Source organism: Collimonas sp. GW821-FHT02H07 (assembly GCF_059421505.1).
The window spans coordinates 75245-94694 of record NZ_JBWKVC010000009.1 but is presented as its reverse complement, the minus strand read 5'-3'; the positions used below and the strand labels follow the sequence as shown (position 1 = coordinate 94694).

At 61.9% G+C, this 19450-nt stretch carries 18 protein-coding genes; 7 read left to right on the top strand and 11 right to left on the bottom strand.

The genetic code is table 11. The annotated features are described in order from the left end of the window. Positions 1-84: 84 nt before the first annotated feature. Positions 85-1101 carry a zinc-binding alcohol dehydrogenase family protein gene (locus tag AC07V8_RS15355; RefSeq protein ID WP_494679192.1) on the top strand — a complete coding sequence of 339 codons (1017 nt, stop codon included), beginning with the start codon at positions 85-87 and terminating at the stop codon, positions 1099-1101. A gap of 196 nt (positions 1102-1297) precedes the next feature. Continuing rightward, positions 1298-5302, top strand: coding sequence for a phosphoribosylformylglycinamidine synthase (purL, locus tag AC07V8_RS15350; RefSeq protein WP_494679193.1), 4005 nt, complete (start codon positions 1298-1300; stop codon positions 5300-5302). A gap of 132 nt (positions 5303-5434) precedes the next feature. On the opposite strand, the gene AC07V8_RS15345 is transcribed toward purL, so the two are convergent. The 8 genes from AC07V8_RS15345 to AC07V8_RS15310 all read right to left on the bottom strand — a co-directional run bounded on the left by AC07V8_RS15345 (position 5435) and on the right by AC07V8_RS15310 (position 10788). Next, on the bottom strand, positions 5435-5740 hold the full coding sequence (locus tag AC07V8_RS15345; RefSeq protein ID WP_494679194.1) for a hypothetical protein: 306 nt from the start codon (positions 5738-5740) through the stop codon (positions 5435-5437). Between the two features lie 137 nt (positions 5741-5877). After that, positions 5878-6657, bottom strand: a complete 780-nt coding sequence (locus AC07V8_RS15340) for a peptidylprolyl isomerase (protein WP_098496763.1) — start codon at positions 6655-6657, stop codon at positions 5878-5880. Between the two features lie 118 nt (positions 6658-6775). Beyond that, on the bottom strand, positions 6776-7054 hold the full coding sequence (locus tag AC07V8_RS15335) for a BolA family protein (protein WP_494679195.1): 279 nt from the start codon (positions 7052-7054) through the stop codon (positions 6776-6778). Continuing rightward, the gene (locus tag AC07V8_RS15330) at positions 7038-7670 is read right to left on the bottom strand and encodes a septation protein A (protein WP_494679196.1); all 633 of its coding nucleotides are present in this window, start codon (positions 7668-7670) and stop codon (positions 7038-7040) included. The genes AC07V8_RS15335 and AC07V8_RS15330 overlap by 17 nt, the downstream gene beginning before the upstream one ends. Before the next feature lie 42 nt (positions 7671-7712). Continuing rightward, complete coding sequence (gene msrB / locus AC07V8_RS15325; RefSeq protein WP_494679197.1) at positions 7713-8114, bottom strand: peptide-methionine (R)-S-oxide reductase MsrB; 402 nt, start codon at positions 8112-8114, stop codon at positions 7713-7715. Positions 8115-8148: 34 nt separating this feature from the next. Continuing rightward, entirely contained in the window at positions 8149-9645 is a 1497-nt protein-coding gene (locus AC07V8_RS15320) for a protein adenylyltransferase SelO (RefSeq protein ID WP_494679198.1), read from the bottom strand. 76 nt (positions 9646-9721) lie between these two features. Next, entirely contained in the window at positions 9722-10333 is a 612-nt protein-coding gene (locus tag AC07V8_RS15315; RefSeq protein ID WP_494679199.1) for a DUF2239 family protein, read from the bottom strand. A 149-nt stretch (positions 10334-10482) separates the two neighbouring features. Further along, entirely contained in the window at positions 10483-10788 is a 306-nt protein-coding gene (locus AC07V8_RS15310) for a zinc-binding dehydrogenase (RefSeq protein ID WP_494679200.1), read from the bottom strand. 13 nt (positions 10789-10801) lie between these two features. Here AC07V8_RS15310 and AC07V8_RS15305 point away from each other — a divergent pair, with 13 nt between their 5' ends. From AC07V8_RS15305 to AC07V8_RS15290, 4 genes are read left to right on the top strand one after another with little or no spacing between them, the layout of a single operon-like run. Next, positions 10802-11746: a branched-chain amino acid ABC transporter permease gene (locus AC07V8_RS15305; RefSeq protein ID WP_494679201.1), complete on the top strand. Its 945-nt coding sequence runs from the start codon at positions 10802-10804 to the stop codon at positions 11744-11746. Beyond that, a complete protein-coding gene (locus AC07V8_RS15300; protein ID WP_494679202.1) occupies positions 11746-12807 on the top strand; it encodes a branched-chain amino acid ABC transporter permease in 1062 nt (353 codons plus the stop codon). Before AC07V8_RS15305 ends, AC07V8_RS15300 begins: the two co-directional genes overlap by 1 nt. An 8-nt stretch (positions 12808-12815) precedes the next feature. Continuing rightward, a complete protein-coding gene (locus AC07V8_RS15295) occupies positions 12816-13577 on the top strand; it encodes an ABC transporter ATP-binding protein (RefSeq protein ID WP_494679203.1) in 762 nt (253 codons plus the stop codon). Next, a complete protein-coding gene (locus AC07V8_RS15290; protein ID WP_494679204.1) occupies positions 13574-14269 on the top strand; it encodes an ABC transporter ATP-binding protein in 696 nt (231 codons plus the stop codon). The genes AC07V8_RS15295 and AC07V8_RS15290 overlap by 4 nt, the downstream gene beginning before the upstream one ends. Before the next feature lie 13 nt (positions 14270-14282). Here the strand turns inward: AC07V8_RS15290 and AC07V8_RS15285 are convergent, their stop codons facing one another. The 3 genes from AC07V8_RS15285 to hutC all read right to left on the bottom strand — a co-directional run bounded on the left by AC07V8_RS15285 (position 14283) and on the right by hutC (position 17414). Then, a complete protein-coding gene (locus tag AC07V8_RS15285; protein ID WP_494679205.1) occupies positions 14283-15083 on the bottom strand; it encodes a ferredoxin--NADP reductase in 801 nt (266 codons plus the stop codon). Next, a complete protein-coding gene (locus AC07V8_RS15280; RefSeq protein WP_494679206.1) occupies positions 15080-16609 on the bottom strand; it encodes an MFS transporter in 1530 nt (509 codons plus the stop codon). The genes AC07V8_RS15285 and AC07V8_RS15280 overlap by 4 nt, the downstream gene beginning before the upstream one ends. 94 nt (positions 16610-16703) lie before the next feature. After that, on the bottom strand, positions 16704-17414 hold the full coding sequence (hutC, locus tag AC07V8_RS15275; protein ID WP_494679207.1) for a histidine utilization transcriptional repressor HutC: 711 nt from the start codon (positions 17412-17414) through the stop codon (positions 16704-16706). A 291-nt stretch (positions 17415-17705) separates the two neighbouring features. On the opposite strand from hutC, the gene hutU reads away from it, so the two are divergent. Next, positions 17706-19421 (top strand): urocanate hydratase, encoded by a 1716-nt coding sequence (gene hutU, locus AC07V8_RS15270; RefSeq protein WP_494679208.1) that lies wholly within the window; start codon positions 17706-17708, stop codon positions 19419-19421. The last annotated feature ends 29 nt before the right edge of the window (positions 19422-19450 follow it).

Sequence of the window (19450 nt, the reverse complement as noted above, 5' to 3'; positions counted from 1 at the left end):
TAATGGCGTTCAGGTAATCCACTCAGCTAAGCCAATCCAAGGCCGGATTCAGATTGAAACGGTCTCTACTCCAGGAGTTTGAACATGAAAGCCATCGCTTTAACCCGGTATCTGCCCATCGACAACCCGGAATCGCTGCTCGACGTCCAGCTTGACCAGCCGGTTCCAAAAGGGCGCGACCTGCTGATCGCTATCAAGGCCATCGCTGTCAATCCGGTCGACGTCAAGGTGCGCGCGACGAAAGACACCGTCGAAAAATCGCCGCGCGTGCTGGGCTGGGACGCCGCCGGCGTGGTGCAGGCGGTGGGCCCGGAAGTCAGCCGTTTCAAGGTCGGCGACCGCGTGTTCTATGCCGGCGACATTACCCGCCCGGGCAGCAACAGCGAATTCCAGCTGGTCGATGAACGCATCGCCGGCAACATGCCGCAGACGCTCTCGTTCGAACAGGCGGCGGCCTTGCCGTTGACCGCGATTACGGCCTGGGAAGCGCTGTTCGACCGCCTCAAAGTGCCACCGCGCTCAAGCGCGTCGGCCAAGTCGTTGCTGATCATCGGCGGCGCCGGCGGCGTCGGCTCGATCGCGATCCAGCTGGCGGTCAAGGTCGCCGGCCTGAACGTGATTGCGACCGCATCGCGTCCCGAGTCGGAACAATGGGTGCGCGAACTGGGCGCGAAGCACGTGATCAACCATTTCGGCGACCTGCCGGCGCAGCTCAAGGAGCAAGGTTTCGACAGCGTCGACTACGTGCTGATCCTGAATGACACCGACCGCCATTTCCCGGCTGCCGCCGCGGCAGTGGCGCCGCAAGGCATGATCTGCACCATCGTCGAGAACGCCGCGGCGCTGGATGTCAGCCTGCTGAAGGCCAAAAGCGCCGGCTTTGTCTGGGAGTTCATGTTTACGCGCTCGATGTTCCAGACCGCCGACATGCTGGAGCAGGGCAAGCTGCTGGACCAGGTGGCGCGCCTGATCGACCAGAAGGCGCTGGTTACCACGCTGAACCAGGTCTTGTCGCCGATCAGCGCCGCCAATCTGCGCCAGGCCCATGCCATGCTGGAAACCGGGCGCGTGATCGGCAAGATCGTCTTGAAGGATTTCTAAGAAGACTTCCAAGGCGCAAATTGCTTTAAATGCAATTGCGGGCCGGAGCTTTCCAGCTTTTCCGGCCCGCAAGGCTTTTGCGTGCGCAGAAAGGGTGATTTTGTCATCACTGGCAGGGGCCAGGGGCAGGGCATCACTGTATAATGACGGCTTCTGATTTAACCCGCAGCCACGCTGCATCAACTCCCCCCTCGCCATGTTGATTTTGCCCGGTTCCAACGCTCTCCCTGCCTTCCGTTCCCAACGCCTTCTGGCCCAGCTGCAAGCGATCGACAGCAATGTCGTCGAAGTCAGCGGCCGTTTCGATCATTTTGTCGACGCCTCGACTCCGCTCAGCCAGGACGATATCGGCCGCCTGAACGCCTTGCTGACCTATGGCGACCCGTTCAGCGCTACCGAAGGTGGCGAAGAATTCATCGTGATCCCTCGTTTCGGCACCATTTCGCCGTGGGCCAGCAAGGCCACCGACATCGCCCACAACTGCGGCATGGCGCATATCAAGCGCATCGAACGCGGGATTGCCTATCAGGTCAAGCTGAAGAGCGGCTTGCTGGGCGGCGCCAAGAAGCTGAGCGAAGACAGTGTGCGCGCCATCGCCGACGTACTGCACGACCGCATGACCGAAACAGTGCTGCGCAGCGCCGAGCAGGCTGCCGGCCTGTTCCGCGAACTGGACGCCAAGCCGCTAGCCTTTGTCGATCTGCTGGCAGGCGGCAAGGCTGCGCTGGAACACGCCAACAGCGAGCTGGGCCTGGCGCTTTCGGACGACGAAATCGATTATCTGCTGAACGCTTTCACCAGCGCCAAGCGCAATCCGACCGACGTCGAACTGATGATGTTCGCGCAAGCCAACAGCGAACATTGCCGCCACAAGATTTTCAACGCCGACTGGGTGATCGACGGCGAAGCGCAGGACAAGTCCTTGTTCGCCATGATCAAGAACACCCACCAGCTGGCGCCCAAGGGCACCATCGTCGCCTATAGCGACAACTCGTCCATCATCGAAGGCGCCACCGTGTCGCGCTTCTATGCGCGCGGCGCGGCGGAAGGCAATACCTACCGCGCTTCGGAAGAGCTGACCCACATCCTGATGAAGGTCGAAACGCACAACCATCCGACCGCGATTTCGCCATTCCCTGGCGCCTCCACCGGCGCCGGCGGCGAGATCCGCGACGAAGGCGCGACCGGCCGCGGCGCCAAGCCGAAGGCTGGCCTGACTGGCTTCACTGTATCGAACCTGTTGCTGCCGGAAGCGCAGCAAGCCTGGGAAAACTCCACCGACGTCACCATTGCCGGCGAGGGCAGTGCCGCAGCTTACGGCAAGCCAGAGCGCATCGCTTCGGCCCTGCAGATCATGATCGACGGCCCGCTCGGCGGCGCTGCCTTCAACAACGAATTCGGCCGTCCCAACCTGGGCGGCTACTTCCGCACCTACGAACAAAACGTCGGCGGCAATGTGCAGGGCTATCACAAGCCGATCATGATCGCCGGCGGCATCGGCAGCATCTCGGACAAGCACACCAAGAAGAACGAACTGCCGGTCGGCAGCCTGCTGGTGCAGCTGGGCGGCCCCGGCATGCGCATCGGCATGGGCGGCAGCGCGGCGTCGTCGATGGCGACCGGTTCCAACACGGCGGACCTGGATTTCGATTCGGTCCAGCGCGGCAATCCGGAAATGGAACGGCGCGCGCAGGAAGTCATCAACGCCTGCTGGGCGATGGATGACAAGAATCCTATCCTGTCTATCCATGACGTCGGCGCCGGCGGCCTCTCCAACGCCTTCCCGGAAATCACCAACGACGCCAAGCGCGGCGCGATTTTCGACTTGCGCAAGGTGCCGCTGGAAGAGAGCGGCATGGCGCCCAAGGAAATCTGGAGCAACGAATCGCAGGAGCGCTATGTGCTGGCGATCGCGCCGGAAAGCCTGCCGCTGTTCGAATACTTCTGCCAGCGCGAGCGCTGCCTGTTCGCTGTGGTCGGTACCGCAACCGAAGAACGCCAGCTGAAGGTGATCGATCCGGAACACGACAATAACCCGGTCGACATGCCGATGGATGTCTTGCTCGGCAAGCCGCCGAAAATGCTGCGCGACGTCAAGCACCTCAATCCGGTGCTGCCGGCGGTCGACCTGACCGGCATGAACCTGCTGGAAGTGTCGCAGCGCGTGCTGAAGCTGCCGACAGTCGCTGACAAGTCCTTCCTGATCACCATCGGCGACCGCACCGTCGGCGCCACTTCGGTGCGCGACCAGATGGTCGGCCCATGGCAGATTCCGGTGGCCGATTGCGCCGTCACCAGCATGAGCTTCGAAGGCTACCTGGGCGAGGCGATGGCGATGGGCGAGCGCACGCCGCTGGCCGTGATCAACGCGCCGGCGTCCGGCCGCATGGCGGTGGGCGAAGCGCTGACCAACATTGCGGCAGCAGCGATTGCCGATATCTCCGACGTCAAGCTGTCCGCCAACTGGATGGCTGCCTGCGGCCAGCCTGGCCAGGACGCCGCCTTGTTCGACACCGTGAAAGCGGTCGGCATGGAACTGTGTCCTGCGCTTGGCATCAGCATCCCGGTCGGCAAGGATTCGCTGTCGATGCGCACTACCTGGAAAGACCAGGACCAGGCCAAGGCCGTGACTTCGCCGGTGTCGCTGATCGTCTCCGCCTTCGCGCCGGTCAGCGACGTGCGCCGTTCGCTGACGCCGCAGATTCGCACCGACGCGGGCGAGACCGCGATCATCCTGATCGACCTCGGCCGCGGCAAGAACCGCATGGGCGCTTCGGCACTGACGCAAGTCATGCAGCAGATCGGCAATGAAACGCCGGACGTCGACAGCGCGGAAGACCTGAAAGGCTTCTTCGCAGCGATCCAGCAACTCAACCGCGAACAGAAACTGCTGGCCTACCACGACCGTTCCGACGGCGGCCTGTTCACCACCTTGTGCGAAATGGCCTTCGCCGGCCACAGCGGGCTGTCGATCAATCTCGATATCCTGACCATGGAAAGCGAGCATGCAGCCGACTGGGGCGATTCCAAGAACTGGACCGGGCAGGTGGCAGAGCGCCGCAACGAACTGACCTTGCGCGCGCTGTTCAGCGAAGAACTGGGCGCCGTGCTGCAAGTGCGCGCCGAGCAGAAATCGGAAGTCATGAATGTGCTGCGCAGCTTCAATCTGGGCGCCTGCAGCCACATCATCGGCAAGCCGAACACGCGCGACGTCATTGAATTCAGCCGCGACGCCAAGACCATCTACAGCCAGACCCGCATCGACCTGCAGCGCCTGTGGAGCGAAACCAGCTGGCGCATCGCCCGCCTGCGCGACAATCCGGCCAGCGCCGATGCCGAATACGATCGCATCCTGGATGCGGCCGATCCCGGCATCACGCCGAAGATCCCGTTCGACATGCAAGAGAATATCGCCGCGCCTTTCCTCAACCTGGCTGCCAAGCCACGGGTAGCGATCCTGCGCGAGCAAGGCGTCAACTCGCATGTGGAAACCGCCTATGTGATGCACCAGGCCGGCTTCACCGCGGTCGACGTCCACATGAGCGACCTGATCGCCGGCCGCGCCCGCCTGGACGACTTCAAGGGCTTCATCGCCGTCGGCGGCTTCTCCTACGGCGACGTGCTGGGCGCGGGCGAGGGCTGGGCCAAGACCATCCTGTTCAACGCCAAGCTGGCCGAGCAGTTCTCGCTGTTCTTCCAGCGCGGCGACACCTTTGCGCTGGGCGTCTGCAACGGCTGCCAGATGATGAGCAACCTGAAAGCCATCATCCCCGGCGCCCAGGCATGGCCTAAATTCACCCGCAACAAGTCGGAGAAGTTCGAAGCGCGCTTCTCGATGGTGCAGGTTGAATCGTCGCCTTCGATTTTCTTCCAGGACATGGCCGGCACCCAGAGCGCGATTGCCATCGCCCACGGCGAAGGCTTTGCCGATTTTTCCCAAACCGGCGATATCAAGGAAGCGCTGGTCGCCATGCGTTTCGTCGATAACAAGGGCCAGGTCAGCGAAGGCTATCCTTATAATCCGAACGGATCGCCGCAAGGGATCACCTCGGTGACGACGCCGGACGGCCGTTTCACGGTCTGCATGCCGCACGCCGAACGGGTATTCCGCACCGTTCAGCAGTCGTGGCATCCCGAGTCGTGGGGCGAGGATTCACCTTGGATGCGCATGTTCCGCAATGCGCGCAAGTGGGTCGGCTAAGCCCGGCCGGCAGCGGGCTGGCGCTTCACCATGAAGCGCCATCGGCCGCCTTGTAGGAATATGATCTTCAAATAAAAACGCAGCCGCTGATACAGGGCTGCGTTTTTATTTTGACCCAAGCCGGCTTGCTCCCTATTCTTTGAGCGCATCGCGCCGGAAGCGCCATACGGCCAGGCCGCCGAACAGATAGCCGAAAAAAGCGCCCAGCACGGCGCGCAGTCCGATCTCCAGGCTGCTGTCATTGCCGGCGATATCGATGACGCCCGGCTGAAGGCGGATCTGATCGAGCAGAATGGCGTCGGCAGGCAACGCCAGGTCGACTCGCAGCGCTGCTTGCGCCGGCAGCCGCCGGTACAGCGCAGCCGGGGTTTCATCGGCCAGTACTTTGCCGTGATCGATGACGACGATGTGGTCGGCCGGTCTTTCGATTTCTTCCATGTAGTGGCTGGTGTAGATCAGTGAACGGCCTTGGCGCTTGATTCTCAGCGCCGATCGATAAGTGCGAGGGCGTAAAAAAAGCGCTCCGAAGAGCGCTTTTTTCCAGCGGGTGTTTTGCCGGCTATGCTGCGCAGGTCTTATTGCACCTTGGCTTTGGCGCGCAGATCTTGCTGGTAAGCCTGCAGTTTCTTCTGTTGCAGAGCTTCAGTGATTTGCGGCTTTACTTCAGCCAGGGTAGGGATCTTGGCGGCGCGGACTTCGTCCAGCTTGATGACGTGGTAGCCGAACTGTGTCTTGACCGGTGTTTCAGTCAGTTGGCCTGGCTTCAGCGCCACCAGTGCATCGGAGAATGGCTTCACGAACGAAGCTGGCGTTGCCCAGCCCAGATCGCCGCCGTTGGCTGCCGAACCTGGATCCTTCGATTGCTTGGCCAGGTCTTCAAACTTGCCGCCGGCTTTCAGCTTGACGATGATGGCTTTGGCATCGGCTTCGTTTTCAACCAGGATATGCTGTGCGTGGTATTCCTTGTCGCCGGCCTGTGCCTTGAACTTGTCGTACTCAGCCTGGATGTCGGCATCCTTGATCGGGTTCTTCTTGATGAAGTCGGCGACCAGGGCGCGGATCAGGATCGATTGACGAGCGATGTCGGCTTGCGCCTTGACGTCAGCGTTGTTGCCCAGGCCCAGCTTGTCGGCTTCCTGGATCAGCACTTCACGGTTGATCAGTTCATCCTTGACCATGTTGCGCAGCTCTGGGGTATCAGCCTGGCCGCCTTGTGCGGACAATTGCTTGACCATCATGTCAGCGCGCGACGAAGGAATAGCCTTACCGTTCACGACTGCCAGGTTTTGGGCCATAACAGGCAATGCAGCAGCTGCAAAAAGTACCACCAGTAAACGTGAAGGTTTAAATGTCATTATCAAATCCTAAATTGGGGAGGTTGTTAATAAATTAATGCGAAACCAGGGCAGAATAACCGAAGTATATTTGAAGGACAATTAAATTATTCTTTCCGATTACATATATAAATATGTTCTACGCAGCTTTTGTTTCAGATGGTGCCAGTGCAGTGATAGCCAGTGCATGAATTTCGGCGTGCATCATTTCAGCCAGGCAATCATACACCAGCCTATGGCGTTTTAAGCGGTTTTGTCCCTCAAAAAGCGCGCAAACTATTCGCACCCGGTAGTGTCCGCCGCCTGAGGCGGCGCCGGCGTGTCCCACATGCAGCGCCGATTCATCCTCCACTATACATTCCAGTGGGTCCAGCGCAGCTGTCAATTTGTTACGAATGGTATCAAGCCTTGGGTTCATCGGGGTCCTTGATGTATTTGGAGAGCAGGATGCTTTGGCCGATCACGAAGGCGAACATCAGTCCCATGCCGCCGAACAGCTTGAAGTTGACCCAGGTCGCGGTCGGATAATTGAAGGCGATGTACAGGTTCAGGCAACCCATGAGGGCAAAGAAAGCGATCCAGGCAAAGCCGACGCGCGTCCAGATCGGCTCGGGCAGGGCCAACTGCTTTTCCATCATGGTGCGGACCAGGTTTTTTTTCAGCAGCAGCTGGCTGACCATCAATGCCACCGCAAAGGCCCAGTACAGCACGGTCGGCTTCCATTTGATGAAAGTCTCGTTATGGAAATAGATGGTGGCGCCGCCGAACACGGTGATGATCAGCAGCGAAACCCACAACATGGCGTCGACTTTCTTGCGGCGCAGCAGCAGGTAGCCGATCTGGGCCACGGTAGCGACTATCGCCACCGCGGTCGCCAGCAGCACCGGCGCCTGCGCGGCGGTGACGACGCCGCCGGAAACGAAGCCTGACAGATAGTGGCTGACCAGCGATTGCGCGGCCTCGGGACTTCCTTCGCCCCACTTGAAGATGCCGAAGAAAAGTATTACCGGGAAAAGGTCGAACAGGAACTTCATGTGTTTGCCGTGCTTTCAGTCAGGATAAGATAGGTTGATGGATCAGCCCGCCGGGTCGAACCGCAGCGAGGCCGAGTTGATGCAGTAGCGCAGGCCGGTAGGCGGCGGCCCGTCCGGAAACACGTGGCCGAGATGGGCGTCGCACACCTTGCATAAAATTTCAGTGCGCATCATGCCATGAGTACGGTCAATGCGCTCTTCTACATTGTCGGGATTGATGGCTTTGAAGTAGCTCGGCCAGCCGCAGCCGGAATCGAATTTGGCGTCCGATTCGAACAAGGGCGTGTTGCAGCACACGCAGGTGTAAACACCATGTTCGTGATGGTCCCAGAAGCGGCCGGTGAATGCCCGTTCGGTCGCTGCATGGCGGGTCACTTCGTATTCCATGGGATCAAGCTCGGCGCGCCATTCGGCGTCGGTTTTGACGATTTTTCTGCTGCTCATGTTTTAAGTTCCAATATAGTGTCGTATCACGCCACTAGGACGAACAGCTGACTTCCAGTCCGCGCGCCCAGTCAGGGGGCAATTCGGCGTACTTTGCGTGCTGCGGCTGTTCGTCAAACGGGTTTTCGAGAATTTCCAGCAGTTTCCTGACTTCCGAGAAGTCCTTATTTTGCGCCTGTTCGATGGCGGTTTGCGCCAAATAGTTTCGTAATACATATTTGGGGTTGCAGCCATCCATTGCAAGCTTGCGGCTGTCGTCCCGGCTATTTTCCAGTTTCAGGCGCGCCCGGTATTGTAACGCCCAGGCGTCGAATGCCGCACGGTCTATGAACAAGTCGCGCAAAGGGGCATCGGCGCCGGCATCGTCCAGCCGCAGATTGCCCAGGCGGCGGAAAAACAGCGTGAAATCGACATGGCTGGCTTGCATCAGCGCAAACATGGCATCCAGCAATTTATCGTCGTCCGGCTGGTGCGACGCCAATCCCAGCTTGGCATGCAGCAATTGGTCCAGCTTTGCTCCGTATTGCGCCTGATAGCTGCTCAGCGCCGCTTCGGTCGCCTCGACGCTGCCGATCAGCGGCAGCAAGGCCTGGCCCAGCGCAAAGCAGTTCCAGTGGCCGATCTGCGGCTGCTTGTTGTAGGCGTAGCGGCCCTGCTGGTCGGTATGGTTGCAGATATGGCTGGGGTCGTAGGCTTCCATGAAGCCGAACGGGCCGTAGTCCAGCGTCAACCCCAGGATCGACATATTGTCGGTATTCATGACCCCATGCATGAAGCCGACCGCCTGCCATTGCGCCATCAGATGGGCGGTGCGGCGGGTGACTTCGGCCAGCAGCGCCTGGTAAGGGTTGGCGGCCGCCAGCAATTCCGGATAAAAGCCGGCGATGACATAGTCGGCCAGGATTTTCAGGGCGTCGTGCCGATTGTTGTAATACCAGTGCTCGAAGGAGCCGAAGCGCACAAAGCTGGGCGCCATGCGCGTCACCACTGCGGTCGTCTCGGGGCGTTCACGCATCGCCAGCTGGTCGGAGCCGACGATCGCCAGCGCGCGCGAAGTAGGAATGCCAAGCGCGGCCATCGCTTCCGAGCACAGATATTCACGGATCGAGGAGCGCAGCACGGCGCGGCCGTCGCCCATGCGCGAGTAGGGCGTGGCGCCGGCACCCTTGAGCTGCAATTCCATGCGGCCGCCATGATTGGCGGCGACATCGCCCAGCAGGATGGCGCGGCCATCGCCTAATTGTCCCGCCCAGACGCCGAACTGGTGGCCGGAGTAAACCGCAGCCAGCGGTTGCGAGCTGGCTGCGATGCGATTGCCGCTGAGTGTCTGGATCAGGTCCGTGCTTTCAAATGCGGCAGGATCTAGTCCGATCAGCTGCGCCGCTGAACGGCTGGCATCCACCAGATAGGGAGATGGCAGCGGCGTCGGCGCCAGCCGTGTATAAAAGGCAGCGGGTAAATTTGCAAATGCATTGGCAAACGGCAAGTGTTCCGGCGCGGGCGTTTCCGAGATAGCCAAAGGGATGCTCATTGGTTGCAGTAAAGAATAGTGACAGTCCCCAAGTATCGCATGGCTAGGACGGCCGTGAATGCCGGCAGACGCGCGCTCATGGCCGTGCAGCGAAGGCGCGGCTTGCCAATATTCTCACATGGTCGCGCACATCCGCTGCCCACGTCTCGATCAGCAGCTCGAACCCGGCCTGGTCGCCGGCAAACAAGGCGCGCGTCGCTTCGTCGAAATTCACGCTGTTGCCAGCCATGGCAGACATGAAGCGATACGCATATTCCTGGGCGCGGCGCAGCTGGTCGCGCTGCTCGCCGTGCCGCCGCGCTTCCTCCACGAGCTTGCGCAGGGCTACCGAAGCCCCGCCTGACTGGGCGTTGAGCCAGTCCCAGTGGCGCGGCAGCAGGGTGACTTCGCGGCCGATGACGCCCAGTTTGGGGCGGCCAGGACCGCGCGCGGGTTCTTGGTTGCCGGAGTTTTCTTTAGGCGTGGCGGCAGGGGTGTCGTTGGCCGCCAGGCGTTGCAGCACTTGCTCTGCGCTGCCGCGGAAATCCACTTCGACCTGTTCGCTGGTGACGTCGTCGAAAATCAGGACGGCGGCGCTGTCGTTGCGGTCTATCAGTTCTTTTGCTTTCAGGGCCACCAGCGCGAGCTGGCCGGCGGCGATACGGTGTGATCCGGCAAAGGCGATGACCGGATTGGTGGAAGTGCTCATGGCGCAATCACTCTCTTAAGTTGGATAAGTGATGCAATATTACCCGGGTTTAATTGTGTGGTCAATATTACCTTGGTAAAAATACTTGCTTATGCGATGCAATTTTCCGACGGCGGCCGGATTTCTCAGGCCGCCTTGACTCCGCAGGCTTATCCGGCAATATCGATCACCAGTTTGCCGGCAGCCTGCCGGCACTCCATCAATGCATAGGCTTCGCCTACGGAGCCGAGATTGAAGCGGGGCGAGTCCAGCTGCGGCTTGATTTTTCCGCTTTCAGCCAGCTTCGTCGCGTCGCGCAAGATGCCGCCATGGTGCAGGCGGCCTTCGCCGCTGAGGGTGAAGATGCCGGAATAGCTAGCCGTCTTGAAAGAGAGCGGGGCCGGCGCATCTGGCGAACTGAAAATCGGCTCCAGGACAAAGCGGTAGAATGCCGGACCTGAGCATTGCCTGAGCATCACATATCGCACAATGGAATTTACCCTTATCACTCTGCTGAACGGCCTCAGTTATGGCTTGCTGCTGTTCCTGCTGTCGTCAGGACTGACCTTGATTTTCAGCATGCTGGGCGTGCTGAATTTTGCCCATGCCAGTTTCTATATGCTGGGCGCCTATTTCGCCTATGCCATCAGCATCCAGCTGGGATTCTGGCCGGCGCTGCTGCTGGCGCCGTTGCTGGCCGGCCTGCTGGGGGCGCTGGTCGAGCGGTTCGGGCTGCGCCATGTGCGGCGCCATGGCCAGGTGGCCGAACTGCTATTCACTTTCGGTCTGTCCTATGTGGTGGTCGAGCTGGTGCAGCTGGCGTGGGGCAAGTCGGCGCTGCCGTACGCGATTCCGGCGCAGCTTGATGGTCCTTTGTTTACCTTGTATTCCACCGCATTTCCGGCCTATCGCGGCTTCATGATGCTGCTCGCGCTGCTGATATTGCTGGCGGCGAGCTGGCTGCTGAAGCGCTCCCGCATCGGCTTGCTGATCCAGGCCGCGCTGACCCATCCGCAGATGCTGGAAGCGCTCGGCCACAATGTGCCGCGGCTGTTTACCCTGGTGTTTGCCGCCGGTTGCGCCATGGCCGGCCTGGCCGGCGTGGTCGGCGGCAATGCCTTCGTCACCGAGCCGGGCATGGCGGCGGGGGTGGGCAGCATCATTTTCGTGGTGGTGGTGGTCGGCGGCCTGGGTTCGCTGAAGGGCGCTTTCATTGCGTCGCTGCTGATCGGCATTTTGCAGACCTATGCAGTGGCGCTGGATGTTTCCCTGTTGAGCAGCCTGGCGCACTGGGGCATCCGGCTGGCGTCCGACGCCGTCGGCCATCCCTTGCTGCGGCTGACGCTGGCCCAGGTGGCGCCGGTCCTGCCCTATCTGCTGCTGGTGCTGGTCATGCTGCTGCGTCCGCGCGGCTTGTTCGGGGTGCGGGATTGATGCTTTCTTCCTGGCGCGGCAAATCGGTGTGGCTGGCGTTCGCCGTGGTCTTGCTGGCGGCGCCGCTGGCATTCCGCCAAAGCGGCGCGCTCTCCATTCTGTCGCAATGCGGCTGCATGATGCTCCTGGCGTTGTCCTTCAATATGCTGCTGGGGCAGAGCGGCATGCTGTCTTTCGGCCATGCCCTGTATGCCGGCCTGGCGGCTTTCGCCAGCGTGCACCTGATGAACCGGCTGGCCGGCAGCAGTGTGGCCGCACTGTTGCTGGTGCCTTTGGCGGGCGGCGTGGCCGGCATGCTGGCAGGTGCGCTATTCGGCTATATCACTACGCGCCGGGCGGGCACGGCATTGTCGATGATCAGCCTGGCGCTGGTCGAATTGATGGCTGCCGCGGCGCTGATGTTTCCCGGCTGGTTCGGCGGCGAGAGCGGCGTCAGCACTGACCGCGTGCTGGGCGCGCCCTTGCTCGGCATCGATTTTTCCTCGCAGCTGCAGGTCTACTACCTGATCGCGTTCTGGCTTTTCATCTGCGCCGCGGCCATGTACGGCTTGACGCAGACACCGCTGGGCCGTATCGCCAATGCCGTGCGCGACAATCCGCAGCGCGCTGCCTTCATCGGCCACGACCCGCGCCGGGTGCGTTATCTGATGTTCATGCTGTCGGCCTTCTTCGCCGGCGTCGGCGGTGCGCTGACCGCGATCAATTTTGAAATCGTCAGCGCCGAAAACCTCGGTCTGCTGCGCTCCGCGCAAATCCTGCTGTTCACTTTCATCGGCGGCATCGGCTATTTCTTCGGGCCGATGATAGGCGCGCTTGTCGGCGTGCTGTTTTCTTCTTTGCTATCGGCTTATACCCGCGGCTGGCAGCTGTATCTGGGTTTGCTGTTTGTGCTTGTCGTGCTGTTTGCGCCGGGCGGCATCGCTGGCATCTGGATGAGTTTGCTGGCCGGCTGGCGCCGGATGACAATGCGATTTCTGCTGCGCCTGGCCGGTGCGCTGCTGATGGCCGGCGCCGCCGTGTTCCTGATTGAAATGCTGTACCGGCGCGCGACGGTCCTATGAACGGAAAAATGCATCCTGCCGTTCTGGAGCTGCGCAATCTGCACAGGCAGTTCGGCGCCGCGCGCATCATCAAGGGCGCCGATTTGCAGTTGCGGCAAGGGGAGAGGTTAGCCCTGATCGGTCCCAACGGCGCCGGAAAATCGACCTTGTTCAACCTGATCTCGGGAGGCATGGCCGCCAGCAGCGGCGAGATTCTGCTGCACGGGCGCGAGATAGGCGGCATGCTTCCGTGCCAGATCAGCCGGCTGGGCCTTGCGCGCAGCTTCCAGATCACCAGCATTTTCCCGCGCCTGAGCGTGGCGGATAACCTGCGGGCGGCGGTATTGGCCGCGCATGGCTACCGCTATACCTTCTGGCGGCGCCTGTCCGGGATGAAGGAAGTCAATCATCGGATCCAGGAACTGCTGCAGCAATGCGGCTTGCAGGCTAGCAGCGCCACGCCGGCCGGCGATCTCAGCTACGCCGGCCAGCGCGCGCTGGAAATCGGCATCACGATTGCCGGCGACGCCGACGTGATCTTGCTGGATGAGCCGACCGCCGGCATGAACCGCGAGGAGGCTGCTGCCGCAACCGAGCTGATCCGGCGCGTCAGCACCGGCAAGACCCTGCTGCTGATCGAGCACGATATGGACGTCGTGTTCGGCTTGGTGGACCGCATCGCGGTGCTGGTCGACGGCCGCATCATCGCCTGCGATACGCCGGCGGCGATCCGCGCCAATGGCGCTGTGCAGGCGGCCTATCTCGGCAGCCTGGGGGAGCCGCAGTCATGAGCGTCTTGCTTGAGATCCGCGACCTGCATGCTTTTTATGAGCAAAGCCACGTGCTGCATGGCGTCGATATCGATGTCGGCGCCGGAGAAATCGTCAGCCTGCTGGGCCGCAACGGCGCCGGCCGCTCCACCGCATTGAAAGCGGTCATGGGCATGCTGCGCTGTAGCGGCTCGGTGCGGCTGGATGGCGTCCAGCTGGCCGGCCTGAAAACATTCCAGATCGCTCGCCAGGGGCTGGCCTATGTGCCGGAAGAGCGGGCCGTATTTCCGACGTTGACGGTACAGCAGAACCTGCTGCTGGGGCAGCTGCGGCCAGAGCCGGCGGCCTTGGACCAAGTGTGGCGCCTGATGCCGCAGCTGGCCGCGCGCAAGCATGTCGCCGCCGGCCTGCTGTCCGGCGGCGAGCAGCAGATGCTCAGCCTGTGCCGCAGCCTGATGGGCAAGCCGCGGCTGCTCATGGTGGATGAGCCGACCGAAGGACTGGCGCCGGAGACGGTGAGGGCGGTGGCGCAGCATTTGTCGGCGCTGCGGACGCAGGGGCTAGGCGTATTGCTGGTCGAGCAAAAACTCAGCATTGCGCTGGAGATTTCCGACCGCGTGCTGGTGATGGGACACGGGCGGATTGTGTTCGCCGGGACGCCGGCGGAACTGCGCGCCGATCCGGCGGTGCGGCGTAAGTGGCTGGAAGTCTAGCGCACGCTTTGCATTACCAATAATCTTCCGTTACAAACTGCCCCGGCACCGCCCGCCGGCAAGGCCGCAAGCCGCGCTGGTGCAGGATGTCGCGCGTTTCGGTGATCATTTCCGGATTGCCGCACATCATGACGCGCGATGCTTCCACGGTGATCGCCAGGCCGGCCGCGGCTTCCAGCGCGCCGCTGGTCAGCAGGGTGGTGATGCGTCCCTGCAGGTTGCCGGGGGCGGCCGCCGCGTCGCGCGTGGTGGCGCGGATCAGTTGCAGGCGGGCGCCGCCTGCGGCCAGTTCGGGCCGTTGCGGCAAGGATGCCAACAATTCCTGATAGGCCAGTTCTTCGACGTTGCGCACGCAATGCACCAGGATCAGGTTGCGGAATTTCTGCCACACCGTCGGGTCCTGCAGGATCGAGATGAAGGGGCCGAGCCCGGTGCCGGTGGCCAGCATCCACAGATCCTCGCCGTCGACGAAGCGGTCAGCGGTCATGAAGCCGTAGCTGAATTTCTCCACCAGCACCGGATCGCCCGGTTTCAGGCTTTTCAGCTGTTCGGTGAACTGGCCGCCAGGCACCTGCACCAGGAAATACTCCAGTTCGTTTTCGCCGGCGGCTGAGGTGACCGAATAGGCGCGCCACAGGGTTTCTGCACCGGCCGTCACGCCGAGGCGGGCGAACTGGCCCGGCGTGAACTGATAGCCGGCCGGGCGCGTGGTGCGGAAGGAAAACAGCTTGTCGGTCCAGTTGCGCACGCTGGTGACGGTTTCGGTGCTGGCCTTGAGCGGCGAGACCGCTGGTTTTGGGGGCGTGCTGCTCATGGCAGAGGTTCCTGTAGTGGCCGATCGTGTTGATTGTGCTGGCCGGGTTGATCGTCGCCGATGGCGCCCGGCGCCGCAGTTGCCGGCGCTTTCAGGCGCAAGGCCTGGCGCACCGTGAAAAACGCCAGCAATGGCGCTGCCGCAAAACAGATGAATAGCCATTGTGCCGCATTTGCCGCTCCCGGCAAACCGCCCGGGTCGGCCAGGCCGGCCAGCGAAGTCGCCATGCCGGCGAGGGCAGCGCCGATGGCGGTCGCAAACAGTTGCACTGTGGTCAGCGAATACGCAGCCAGGCTGCCTTCGCCGGGATGGGCGCTGCTCAATATGCTGGCCATCAGATGCGGCATGCCCATGCCGATGCCGAAGCCGACCAGTATCAGTGCGATGCACAGCGGCAGCAGGCCGTAGCTGTCCAGCGCGGCGGTCGACGGCAGCATGAGCGACAACGCCAGGAGGGCGGCAATCACCACCAGCGGCCCGGCCTTCATGACGAATTGCGCACGAGCGCCGCTGTAGCTGGAGAACAGCAGCGCCGCCAGGGTCCAGCCGCAGGACATGATGCCGGTCAGATAGCCGGCCAGCAGCGGCGAGTGGCCTTGGATCACCTGCAGGAAATACGGCACGTAGATCTCGGTGGTCAGTCCCAGGATCATCAATATCATGGTGGCGTACAGGGCGCCGATGCGGCTGCGCAGGGAAAATGCGCCGCTGGGCAGCAAGCGCGTTTTTCCTGCACCGCCGCGTCGTTCCAGCCACGCGATCAGCCCGATCAAGGCAATGCCAAAGACGATGCCGCCGATATTCAATGCAGTGCTGCGGAACAGGCTGGCCGCCGACACCGACAGCACCGCTGCCGCCAGCAGCAATATCTTGGCGATGGGAACGCTGCCCGGCTTGTCTTCCGAACGTGTTTCCGCCGGAATTTTCAGCGTGAACTGCACCAGCAGCGCGAGTATGACAGCCGCCGGCAACAGCGACCAGAACGCGCCGCGCCAGCTGCCGGCCTGGGCAAACATGCCGCCGATGGCCGGGCCGGACAGGGTGGATATGCCCCACATGCCCGACATCAAGGCCATCGCACGAGACCACAGCGGCGCTGCGAACACCACCCGTATCATGGCGTAGGACAGCGCCACCAGCACGCCGCCGCCGAAGCCCTGGATGGTGCGCGCCAGCAGCAGCCACACCATGTGCGGCGCCAGCGCGCAGCCGGCCGAGCCGATGGAAAACACCAGCAAGGCCAGCAGGCAGGCGGCACGGTAGCCCAGCCATTCCGTCAGGCGCGAGGCCAGGCCGGCGGCGATGATGGAAGCCACCACGAACAGCGAGGTGGCCCAGGCATAGTATTCCAGGCCGCCGATATCTTTCACTACCGACGGCAGGATGGTGGTGACGATATAGACGTTGGTGGCATGCATGCCGATGCCGCCGGCCAGCGTCAGCGAGCGCAGGGCGTTGCGTCCCGACAGCAGGTCGGCCCAGTTGGCCGGCGGATCGGTGTTGATAGCGGTAGGTGCAGGCGACATGGTTGAGTCTGTCCAGATTGATGCTGATAAGTCGAAATGGGCGTGCGCAGCCTCTGTCGGCGCCAGGCGCCGATGCCACGCGCTCCGCCTGGTATTAGAAGCCGCCGGTAAACTGATACCTTGAGCCGGGATGCCACAGCGTCACCGAAGTCGCCACGGTATCGTGCACCCAGGTGCGGCGCGACAGCAGCAGACAGGGTTCGCCGGCTTCCATCTGCAGCTGCTTGCGCATCGCCGCCTCCGGCATCTTCGATTCGATGCTGTATTCGGCGCGGTCGAGCGGCGCGATCTGCACCATGTAGTGGTTCGGCGTCACCAGGTGGAAATCTTGTCGCAGGTAGTCGGGAAACAGCTGCGGATTGGTGTAGCGGTCTTCCAGCTGGATCGGGATGTCGTCGGCGAAATGCACGATCACCGAGTGGAATGCCGGTCCGGCATCCAGTCCCAGCGCTTTCAGCGCGACCGGCGTGGTGCTGGCTTCCAGCGTCAGCACCTGGCTGCGGTAGCGGTGGCCGCGGGCAACGAGTTCGTCATCGATACTGCGGATTTCCACCAGTGTAGACTGGTATTTGCCCGGCGCGACATAGGTGCCGGAGCCCTGGATCCGCACCAGCATCTGGTTGTCGGTCAATTCGCGCAGGGCGCGGTTGACGGTCATGCGCGACAGGTTGAACTGCACCATCAGTTCGCGCTCGGACGGAATCAGGTCGCCCGGCTTCCATTCGCCGCCGCGGATCTGCTGCAGTACGTGGTCTTTTACCTGCTGGAATGCGGGAATTGCTTTTTTTGCTATTGCGCCATGCATATGCCGGCTCCTACTCAATAAATTTCATCACGGATACTAACTCAGTTACCAGCGCAGTTGCCGACGAGGCAAGTATGCAAGCTCAAGTGGACTTGAAGTCAACATCTTTTTTGCAGGGTAAGGGATAGCGGCCCATTCGGGATAGCTCAAATTATCTAACGATTCTGCATAAATTCGATTGACTAAGTTGTATAGGCATTATATTTTACTGGACTATACAACTTGTTGTTTATTTTCGGGCGGTCAGGATAGTAAATCGGCGCACCGATATTTTTAAGGAGATTAGCCAGCATGACTAACAACATCGCCAACATCGTCAATACCGATCCACGGCGCGACCCTAGCCGCACCATCCGCGCCGCCCGCGGCACTACCCTGACCGCCAAGAGCTGGCTGACCGAAGCGCCGCTGCGCATGCTGATGAACAATCTCGACCCGGAAGTGGCCGAGCGCCCGAACGACCTGGTGGTGTACGGCGGCATCGGCCGGGCGGCGCGCGACTGGGCCTGTTTCGACAAGATCGTCGAAGCCCTGACTAATCTGAATGACAACGAAACCCTGCTGATCCAGTCCGGCAAGCCGGTCGGCGTGTTCCAGACCCATGCCGATGCGCCGCGCGTATTGCTGGCCAATTCCAACCTGGTGCCGAAATGGGCCAGCTGGGAGCACTTCAACGAACTCGACCGCAAGGGCTTGTTCATGTACGGCCAGATGACCGCCGGCAGCTGGATCTACATCGGCAGCCAGGGCATCGTCCAGGGCACCTTTGAAACCTTTGCCGAAGCCGGCCGCCAGCATTTCGGCGGCGACCTCTCCGGGCGCTGGATCCTGACCGCCGGCCTGGGCGGCATGGGCGGTGCGCAGCCGCTGGCGGCCACCCTGGCTGGCGCCGCTTCGCTGACCATCGAGTGCAAGCAGTCCAGCATCGATTTCCGCCTGCGCACGCGCTATCTCGACAAGCAGGCCAAGAACCTGGACGATGCGCTGGAGCTGATCAAGTACCACACCGAACGCAAGGAAGCGATTTCCATCGGCCTGCTCGGCAATGCCGCGGAAGTGCTGCCGGAACTGGTCAAGCGCGCCAAGGCCGGAGGCATCAAGCCCGACCTGGTGACCGACCAGACTTCGGCGCATGACCTGATCAACGGCTACCTGCCGATCGGCTGGAGCGTCGAGCAATGGGTGGCGGCGCAAAACGATCCGTCGCAACAGGCGCGGCTGACTGCCGATGCTGCCCATTCCTGCGCCCAGCATGTGCAGGCGATGCTGGACTTCCACGCGATGGGCATCAAGACTGTCGACTACGGCAACAACATCCGTCAGGTGGCGTTCGACCAAGGCGTCAAGAACGCCTTTGATTTCCCCGGCTTTGTGCCGGCTTACATCCGGCCGCTGTTCTGCGAAGGCAAGGGGCCGTTCCGCTGGGTCGCGCTGTCCGGCGATCCGGAAGATATCTACAAGACCGACGCCAAGATCAAGGAACTGTTCCCGCACAACAAGCACGTGCACCGCTGGCTGGACATGGCGCGCGAACGCATTTCCTTCCAGGGCTTGCCAGCGCGGATTTGCTGGCTGGGCCTGGGCGAGCGGCACATCGCCGGCCTCGCTTTCAACGAAATGGTGCGCACCGGCGAACTGAAAGCGCCGATCGTGATCGGCCGCGATCACTTGGACACCGGCTCGGTCGCCAGCCCCAACCGCGAAACCGAAAGCATGAAGGACGGCACCGATGCGGTCTCCGACTGGCCGCTGCTGAACGCCTTGCTGAACACCTCCGGCGGCGCCACCTGGGTCTCGCTGCACCACGGCGGCGGCGTCGGCATGGGCTATTCGCAGCACTCCGGCATGGTGATCGTGGCCGACGGCACCGACGCCGCCGCCAAGCGCCTGGCGCGCGTGCTGGTCAACGATTGCGCGTCCGGCGTCATGCGCCATGCCGATGCCGGCTATGAAGCGGCGATCGAATGCGCCAAGCGCCACAATCTGAACCTGCCGATGATCAAGTGACTGGCTTTGCCATAAAATCGACTTCTGCA

What these genes read in the sequence shown, in the direction of transcription:
- msrB (WP_494679197.1), bottom strand. Translation starts at nt 8,114, where the DNA reads ATGAGCAGCAGAAAAATCGTCAAAACCGACGCCGAATGGCGCGCCGAG.
- AC07V8_RS15310 (WP_494679200.1), bottom strand. Translation starts at nt 10,788, where the DNA reads ATGCTCAGGCAATGCTCAGGTCCGGCATTCTACCGCTTTGTCCTGGAG.
- AC07V8_RS15285 (WP_494679205.1), bottom strand. Translation starts at nt 15,083, where the DNA reads ATGAGCAGCACGCCCCCAAAACCAGCGGTCTCGCCGCTCAAGGCCAGC.
- AC07V8_RS15345 (WP_494679194.1), bottom strand. Translation starts at nt 5,740, where the DNA reads ATGGAAGAAATCGAAAGACCGGCCGACCACATCGTCGTCATCGATCAC.
- hutC (WP_494679207.1), bottom strand. Translation starts at nt 17,414, where the DNA reads ATGCATGGCGCAATAGCAAAAAAAGCAATTCCCGCATTCCAGCAGGTA.
- AC07V8_RS15330 (WP_494679196.1), bottom strand. Translation starts at nt 7,670, where the DNA reads ATGAAGTTCCTGTTCGACCTTTTCCCGGTAATACTTTTCTTCGGCATC.
- AC07V8_RS15340 (WP_098496763.1), bottom strand. Translation starts at nt 6,657, where the DNA reads ATGACATTTAAACCTTCACGTTTACTGGTGGTACTTTTTGCAGCTGCT.
- AC07V8_RS15280 (WP_494679206.1), bottom strand. Translation starts at nt 16,609, where the DNA reads ATGTCGCCTGCACCTACCGCTATCAACACCGATCCGCCGGCCAACTGG.
- hutU (WP_494679208.1), top strand. Translation starts at nt 17,706, where the DNA reads ATGACTAACAACATCGCCAACATCGTCAATACCGATCCACGGCGCGAC.
- AC07V8_RS15315 (WP_494679199.1), bottom strand. Translation starts at nt 10,333, where the DNA reads ATGAGCACTTCCACCAATCCGGTCATCGCCTTTGCCGGATCACACCGT.
- AC07V8_RS15335 (WP_494679195.1), bottom strand. Translation starts at nt 7,054, where the DNA reads ATGAACCCAAGGCTTGATACCATTCGTAACAAATTGACAGCTGCGCTG.
- AC07V8_RS15295 (WP_494679203.1), top strand. Translation starts at nt 12,816, where the DNA reads ATGCATCCTGCCGTTCTGGAGCTGCGCAATCTGCACAGGCAGTTCGGC.
- AC07V8_RS15290 (WP_494679204.1), top strand. Translation starts at nt 13,574, where the DNA reads ATGAGCGTCTTGCTTGAGATCCGCGACCTGCATGCTTTTTATGAGCAA.
- AC07V8_RS15355 (WP_494679192.1), top strand. Translation starts at nt 85, where the DNA reads ATGAAAGCCATCGCTTTAACCCGGTATCTGCCCATCGACAACCCGGAA.
- purL (WP_494679193.1), top strand. Translation starts at nt 1,298, where the DNA reads ATGTTGATTTTGCCCGGTTCCAACGCTCTCCCTGCCTTCCGTTCCCAA.
- AC07V8_RS15300 (WP_494679202.1), top strand. Translation starts at nt 11,746, where the DNA reads ATGCTTTCTTCCTGGCGCGGCAAATCGGTGTGGCTGGCGTTCGCCGTG.
- AC07V8_RS15305 (WP_494679201.1), top strand. Translation starts at nt 10,802, where the DNA reads ATGGAATTTACCCTTATCACTCTGCTGAACGGCCTCAGTTATGGCTTG.
- AC07V8_RS15320 (WP_494679198.1), bottom strand. Translation starts at nt 9,645, where the DNA reads ATGAGCATCCCTTTGGCTATCTCGGAAACGCCCGCGCCGGAACACTTG.